The following is a 6,908-nucleotide window of genomic DNA, read 5'->3' on the forward strand; positions in this document are numbered from 1 at the left end:
TCGCAAAAAGCCGCTTACGCACCGCTCGCAAGACGGCTTCACAAGAAACCGTCCGCGACCCGCACAAATCCTCAAGCCCGCGTCGGCGCGACGGCGTTTCGCGGCCGCAGCGTCGCCATGATCAGATACATGCCGCCGCCGATCACTACGCCGAAGAACCACCCATACGTGTTCCACCAGACTGGCAGCAGGCTCGTGAAATTGGGCAGGAACGTCGAGAACACGCTGCCGACCACCGCGGCCGTCAGCGCGTTGATGTTCCAGCCGCCTTCGTAGCGATACTCGCCGTACTCCTGGTAAAGCGCCGCGACGTTGATGTTGCCCTTAGCGACGAGGTAATAGTCGACCAGGATGATGCCCAGCAGCGGCCCCATCGTCGCGCCGATTGCGTTGACGAAGTGCGCGGCGTTGCCTTCCCACGGCGCGAACGGATACAGCACGAGCGCGATGGCCGCCGCGATGTAGCCGCCCTTCTTGAAGCTGATCACTTTCGGAAACGTGTTGGAGATGTCGAATGCCGCCGACACGAAATTCGCGACCACGTTGATGCCGAGCGTCGCGACCGCGAACGTCAGCGCCGCGATCAGCGCCAGTAGCCAGCTATCGAACTTGGCGGAAATCTGCTCGGGATGCAGCAGCACTTCGCCGTACACCTTGAACGCGGCGATCGTGGTGACGCCCGCGACCAGCGAGAACGCGATCAGATTGACCGGAAGGCCCCATAGATTGCCTTTCTTCACGGCGTCGCGGTTCTTCGCGTAGCGCGAGAAGTCGCAGAAGTTCAGGTACAGCGCCGCGAAATAAGTAATCCACGTCGCGGCCACTGCCATCAGCGCCCAGAACGAGCCCGGCGTGCCGCTGATGCCGGCGTCCTTCGTCTTCTCCAGGAGCACGGGCATCGGAATGCCGTGGGAGAACGAAAATCCGCCGGCCTTGATGCAAAGGCCGATCGCTAGAATCAGCATCGCGATCCAAACCGCGGGTCCTGCCCAGTCCTGGAACCTGCGCACCGTCTCCATGCCTTTCTGGATGATGAGCAACTGCAGCGCCCAGATCACCACGTAACAGATCACCTCCAGCCCCGAGTGGCCGAGGACGTGCGTGCCCTTGTGGAACGCCATCAGGCTGTCGCTGCGGATCAGGAGCGCGACCATCGCGCCCGATGCCGCCGCCGTTTGCGCGCCGTACCAGAAGCATGCGACGACCGCGCGCACGATCGCCGCCAGATTAGCGCCCCACACACCGAAGGACGCGCGCGCGAGCACCGGGTAAGGCACGCCGGTTTTTTCTCCCGCGAAACCGATCAGGTTCATCAGCGCGAAGATGACGAGCGAGCCGAGGCCGATCGCAAGCACGAAGTTGACGAAGCTGCCGCACAGCAGGAACAGGCTGGCGGCGAGGTAGTAGCCCCAGAGGCTGTGCACGTCCGAAGTCCAGACGTTGAAGATGCTGAAGGCACCCCAGTTGCGTACCTTGGCGGGCGCGAGGTCTTCGTTGTAGAGGCCGGGGGACGGGTCGCGGATTTCCATTTTTTTATCTCCAAAGGGTTCGTGGCACTCAGGAAACACCGCCGAACAACCTTGGGCCGCGTCGCAGCCCCGGCGTCTGAAGCAGACTCGTATGGAAGAACTTTATGTATTTTGTCGCCTTGTATCGAATGGGTTAACCCTAGGCGATGTACGTATAGGCACCTCACCGCGTGACTTACTAATCGAAAGCTAAGGATTGCGATCCGCGAGCGCTTCCAGCATCGGCGCCGATGGTACGAAGAACAGACCACCCGTGACCGCCCGGCTGTAATCGAGAAGGCGGTCGTAGTTGCCGGGCGGCCGCCCGACGAACATGTTCTCCAACATCTGTTCGATCGGGTCGGGCGCATTGGCATAACCGATGAAGTACGTCCCGAACTCGCCCGCGCCGGGTCGGCCGAACGCCATGTTGTGTCGCAGGATTTTCACTTCCTGGCCGTCCTTCTCGATCGTCGTCAGCGAACTGTGCGACGACGACGGCTTCACGCCATCGGCGAGTTCGACGTCCGACAGCTTCTTGCGGCCGATGATCCGCTCCTGCGCCTCGACTGACAGCGAATCCCAGGCCGCCATGTCGTGCAGGTATTTCTGCACGATCACATAGCTGCCGCCGGCGAACTCCGGGTCCTGATCGCCGATCACGACGAAGTCGAACGCCTCGCGGGCTCTCGGATTTTCCGTGCCGTCGACGAAGCCGACCATGTCGCGCAAGTCGAAATAGCGGAAGCCATGCACTTCATCGACGACCGAGACCGCGCCGCCCAGCCGTCCCATCAATTGGGCGGCGAGCTCGAAGCAGAGGTCCATGTGGTCCGCGCGAATATGCAGGAGAAGATCGCCTGGCGTGCCGATCGCGCGGCGCGCGCCTTCGCCGAACTCGCGGAACGCGTGAAGGTTCGCGGGGCGCGGGGCGCCGAAAAGCGCATCCCATGCGTCGGAGCCGAAGCCGGACACGCACGAAAGCTCGCCGCTAGGCGCCCGCGTGCCGACAGCGCGAACCAGACCGGCGACGTCGGCGCAAAGGTCGCGCACCGTCTTCGCATGTTCGGGTCCGGGCTCGAGCGTGGCGACGATGAAGATCGCGCTGCGTGTGACGGGATTGCAAACGGCTTGCGGTTCCGGGAGGTCGGTGGGCATCGGATGAATGTCCTTGGATCGGTGGCGAGGTTTTCAGCAAGATTAGTGGATTCCGCGAATCGGCGCGACCACGAAGCGTTGCGTCCCACGGATGGAGGCGCTCGCGGCAGTCGTGGCCGGGCCGCACCGCTTCTCGCGCAGCGCAAGGACCGTCGTTTTGCTTCGTCTTGTATCTGTCGCGCCAACGGATACATGGCGATACACAACAGCATGTTCCCGACACATCCCGGATACGTCCGCGCGTTCAAATGCAGTCATCGCCAGACACCTTCGGTACTGGCGGCGGGAAACGGAATCTGTTCGCGCCGATCCCCCGGTGGTTGCCGAAACCTTCATTTCTTACGCACGGAGTACGACCATGAAACTCTTTCGAATTCTCACTGTTGCCGCCGTTCTCGCCACGCCTTTTGCTTCGTTCGCTCAGTCGAATGCGCCCGTGACGCGTGAGAGCGTCCGCGCTGAACTCATTCAATTGCAGAAGGCCGGATACAACCCGGCCAGCGATCAAACCCAATACCCGAGCAATATCCAGGCGGCGTCGGCTCGCCTGTACGCAACGGGTTCATATGGTCCTTCGACTGCCGGCACGTCGGTGGCTGGCGCGGCGGGCATCCCGGGCTTCGATTCCGTGTACGCGCGGCCTTGAGGGCTGCTGAGTCGGCGGCGCGCCCACATCGCAAGCGATTGCCGATCACAACGAGCCCGCGCCGGGACGAAGTCGTCACCGGCCAATGAAGCGCTTTCGCGTGCCGCGCGCGGCGAAGATCCGCGACGAGTCGTCAAGCGCGCGAAGGGCAAGGACGCCGGCGACCGTTTCTCGCGAGCACCCGCGAAAGCCGATGCGATGAGGCACGGTAAGCGCGCGAGGTCTCGCGCCATCATTTCGCGGGCTGCATCGCCTCGATTGCCTTCGCACGCGTGGCGCGAGCGTCGGCGATCAGCTTGTATCCCGCATAGTATTTGTAGATGTTGCGCACATAGGTCGTCGTTTCGATACCGATCTTCTCGGCCACGACGATCTCCACGTTGTTGAACCACTTGTCGGGGTCCAGCCCGCGCGCCGCCGCCTCCTTGCGCATCTTCGCGATGTTGCCCGGCCCGGCGTTGTAGCTTGCAAATGCGAAGAGCGGCCGGTCGCTGTCGCTGAAGTGGGCATCCGCGAAGTAGCGGGTCATCAATTGGTCCATGTACTTCGCGCCCGCATGAATATTGGCCTCGCTGATCGAGATACTGCCGACGCCCATCTGCTTGCCGGTGGCCGGCATGATCTGCATGATGCCGATCGCGCCGACGTGGCTGCGCGCCGACTGATCGAGCTGCGATTCCTGATATCCCTGCGCGGCCAGCATCAGCGGATCGAAGCTGTATTGCTTGCCGTACTTGGCGAACAGGGCGAGCGTCTGCTCGAAGCGCATGCGTTCGGCCGAGCCGGTGTTGTCGGAGATCTGCTTGATCCGTTTCATGTACTGCGACAGCCGGTATTCCGCGACGCCCTGTTTCCTCACATAGTTGACGTAGAAATCGTTGATCGCGTCCTTGAGTTGAGGGCTTTCCTTTCGAATCGCCCAGCCGATGCGACCCGCGCTCCTCACGACGAGATCTTCGCGCACCTTGATGCGCGGCAGCACTTGCGCCCACATTTTCCCTTTCCAGTCGTCGACGACCGCGATGTCGAACACGCCCGCGCTGAGCATCTCCAGCTTGTCTTCGTCCTCGAGCGCGTCCGGCAGCAGCGTGATCCGCATGAGCGGCTTGCCGTCTGATTTGAACTTGTCGTTCAGTGCCGTCAGGCTCTCGTAGTAGCTCGTTGCTTTGCGCACGTAGACCTGCTTGCCGGCGAGATCGTCGAGGGTGGCGATCGGCGGGGCCTTCGGCCCGGTCACGATGACTTCGCGTACGGTTTTCAAGTCGCGCGGCGCGATGAAGTCGACGATTTTCTCCCGCTCGGCGGTCACGGTCAGGTTGCCGGCGGATATGTCGCCGAGTCCGGCTGGAAGACTGGTCAGCAGCTTGTCGCGTGTGGCCGGAATCAGATGGACCGTCACGGGGCGCTTGCCGAGCCGATCGGCGTAGCGTTTGTTGATGTAGCGTTCGAAGTCGCGCGCGAGTTCGGCGGAGATGCCGCGCTCGCGGCCCTTGTCGTTGAAATAGAGCGTCCTGCTGTACGGGACGAGAAAGCGGATTTGGCGCCGCTCGAGCATCGCGTCGAAGTCGCCGGTCCAGGGCTTGTTGGCGATGTCCAGTTGACGGACCGCGGCGGGAGCCGTCGCCGTGGCTTGCGACGCGGGCGCGACAGCAGAAGCAGGCTGTGGCGAGGCTGCGTTGGCGATCGTGGTGACACTCAGGAGACAAACGAACGCCGCAATGGATCGACGGTTGGCTTTCATGACGCGTCCCCCGATAGGTCCGCCTTCTGCTTCGTTTTTTTCTCGCATCGCCGTCAGCGCGACGCAGCCGGATATATCGAAAGCATAGTTTAAGGTTTGGATCGTCGTGAAGACTTTGTGCAACGTGCGCTGTTAGCTAGTCGCTCCATGAGCGCTCGCATGGCGACAGCGCAAAAAGACACGGCCGTCGAGCGGCCGTGTCCTTAGGGTGATGTACTGCCGATACGCTCAGTGAACCGCTTTCTCCTCACCGGCCGCAGGCGCCTGCTTGGACTGCCGGCTCAGCATCAGCGTAACGACCGCCGACACAGCCAGCGTCGCGCCGACCAGATACAAGCCCGCCGAATACCCGCCCGTCACGTTCTTGAGCCAGCCGATCGCGAACGGTCCGACGAAGCCGCCGAGGTTGCCGACCGAATTGATCATCGCGATCCCGGCCGCCGCTCCGGCACCCGAAAGGAACATGCTTGGCATCGCCCACAGCGGCGCTTTTGCCGCGCTGATCCCGATGTTCACGACGACCAGCGCCAGGATGATCATCAGCGCGCTGGTGGCGCCGCCGGCGAACACGAACCCGAGGCAGGCCACGACACACGGAATGACGACGTGCCACGTGCGTTCTTCGGTACGGTCCGAATGCTTGGCCCAGAGGATCATCGCGACCACGGCCAGCACACTCGGCACGCCGGCGAGCAGACCCGTCTCGAACGAACCGAAGCCGTACTGCCGAATGATCAGCGGCGCCCAGAGGCCGAGCGTGTATAGACCCGCCGACGTCCCGAAGTAGATCAGTGCAAGCGCAAGCACGCGGGGATCGCGCAGTGCGCTCAGCGCGCCAGCGGTGTGTCCGGCATGCGATTGCTTCGCGTCGGCTTCCGTCTTCAGCTTCGCGATCAACCACTCGCGCTCGTCGGCCTTGAGCCAGTGCGCCTTCGACGGCGTGTCGGTCATGTACTTCAGCACGACGAAGCCGAGGATGATCGCAGGCACGGCCTCGATGATGTAGAGCATCTGCCAGTCGGCGAGACCCCAGATCGGCTGCAGTTTCATGATCGCGCCGGAGAGCGGCGAGCCGATGGCCGTCGAGATCGGCGCGGCCGCCATGAACCAGGCTGCTGCGACGGCGCGCTGCCGGGCCGGGAACCACAGGCTGAGATACAGAATGATGCCGGGGAAGAAGCCCGCTTCGGCGACGCCCAGAATGAAGCGCAGCGCATAAAAGCTGTTCGGTCCGACGACGAACGCCGATGCCGCCGAGACGATCCCCCACGACACCATCACCCGCGCGATCCACTTGCGCGCGCCTACCTTGTGAAGAATCAGGTTCGACGGCACTTCGAACAGGAAGTAGCCGATGAAAAACAGCCCGCCGCCCAGGCCGAACGCCGTGGGCGATAGACCGATGGCCTTGTTCATCGTCATCGCGGCGAAGCCGACGTTGACGCGGTCGAGAAAGCTGATGAAGTACAGCAGCATCACGAACGGAATAATCCGCAGCATGAGCCTGCGGGAAACCCGCGCTTCGAGTTCGGAAATCATCTTGTCTCCTCCTTGGAGGGGTGGGCGGTGCGGGTGCTTTTTATTGTTTTGGGCGCGCGCATCGGGGCTGCACAGGTGTCGATCGTGAATCTTTAAGCGCGCAGGAAGCCACGAGCGGCGCGGATGCCGCTCGGGATTCCCTGCTTCGTCTGACGCGCGCTTAGGCTGCGGCGGCGACTGCGGCCTTTTCCAGCAGCGCGCAAACGGCTGCCGTCACTTGCGCGGTGGTCGCCGTGCCGCCGAGGTCGCGCGTGTGAAGCGACGTGTTGGCGGTCACCGCTTCGACGGCCTGCATCACGCGCCGGGCGGCGTCGGA

At 62.9% G+C, this 6,908-nt stretch carries 5 protein-coding genes and 1 pseudogene; 1 reads left to right on the forward strand and 5 read right to left on the reverse strand.

The window, feature by feature from the left end:
• Positions 1 to 71 precede the first annotated feature (71 nt).
• The gene (locus tag AWB65_RS29760) at positions 72 to 1,529 is read right to left on the reverse strand and encodes an NCS1 family nucleobase:cation symporter-1 (RefSeq protein ID WP_087670533.1); all 1,458 of its coding nucleotides are present in this window, start codon (positions 1,527 to 1,529) and stop codon (positions 72 to 74) included.
• 189 nt (positions 1,530 to 1,718) lie between these two features.
• Entirely contained in the window at positions 1,719 to 2,666 is a 948-nt protein-coding gene (locus tag AWB65_RS29765; protein WP_087670534.1) for a Dyp-type peroxidase, read from the reverse strand.
• Between the two features lie 358 nt (positions 2,667 to 3,024).
• Here AWB65_RS29765 and AWB65_RS29770 point away from each other — a divergent pair, with 358 nt between their 5' ends.
• A complete protein-coding gene (locus AWB65_RS29770) occupies positions 3,025 to 3,312 on the forward strand; it encodes a DUF4148 domain-containing protein (RefSeq protein WP_087670535.1) in 288 nt (95 codons plus the stop codon).
• A 232-nt stretch (positions 3,313 to 3,544) separates the two neighbouring features.
• Here AWB65_RS29770 and AWB65_RS29775 read toward each other — a convergent pair whose 3' ends face one another.
• From AWB65_RS29775 to AWB65_RS35910, 3 genes and pseudogenes are all read right to left on the reverse strand, one after another.
• The gene (locus AWB65_RS29775) at positions 3,545 to 5,053 is read right to left on the reverse strand and encodes an MltF family protein (RefSeq protein WP_087670537.1); all 1,509 of its coding nucleotides are present in this window, start codon (positions 5,051 to 5,053) and stop codon (positions 3,545 to 3,547) included.
• Positions 5,054 to 5,281: 228 nt separating this feature from the next.
• On the reverse strand, positions 5,282 to 6,592 hold the full coding sequence (locus AWB65_RS29780; RefSeq protein WP_087670536.1) for an MFS transporter: 1,311 nt from the start codon (positions 6,590 to 6,592) through the stop codon (positions 5,282 to 5,284).
• Positions 6,593 to 6,752: 160 nt separating this feature from the next.
• Positions 6,753 to 6,908 (reverse strand): annotated as a pseudogene (locus AWB65_RS35910) (tartrate dehydrogenase); the annotation flags it as partial.

It is taken from the genome of Caballeronia humi (assembly GCF_001544475.1).
Classification (GTDB): Bacteria; Pseudomonadota; Gammaproteobacteria; order Burkholderiales; family Burkholderiaceae; genus Caballeronia; species Caballeronia humi.

What these genes read in the sequence shown, in the direction of transcription:
- AWB65_RS29760 (WP_087670533.1), bottom strand. Translation starts at nt 1,529, where the DNA reads ATGGAAATCCGCGACCCGTCCCCCGGCCTCTACAACGAAGACCTCGCG.
- AWB65_RS29765 (WP_087670534.1), bottom strand. Translation starts at nt 2,666, where the DNA reads ATGCCCACCGACCTCCCGGAACCGCAAGCCGTTTGCAATCCCGTCACA.
- AWB65_RS29770 (WP_087670535.1), top strand. Translation starts at nt 3,025, where the DNA reads ATGAAACTCTTTCGAATTCTCACTGTTGCCGCCGTTCTCGCCACGCCT.
- AWB65_RS29775 (WP_087670537.1), bottom strand. Translation starts at nt 5,053, where the DNA reads ATGAAAGCCAACCGTCGATCCATTGCGGCGTTCGTTTGTCTCCTGAGT.
- AWB65_RS29780 (WP_087670536.1), bottom strand. Translation starts at nt 6,592, where the DNA reads ATGATTTCCGAACTCGAAGCGCGGGTTTCCCGCAGGCTCATGCTGCGG.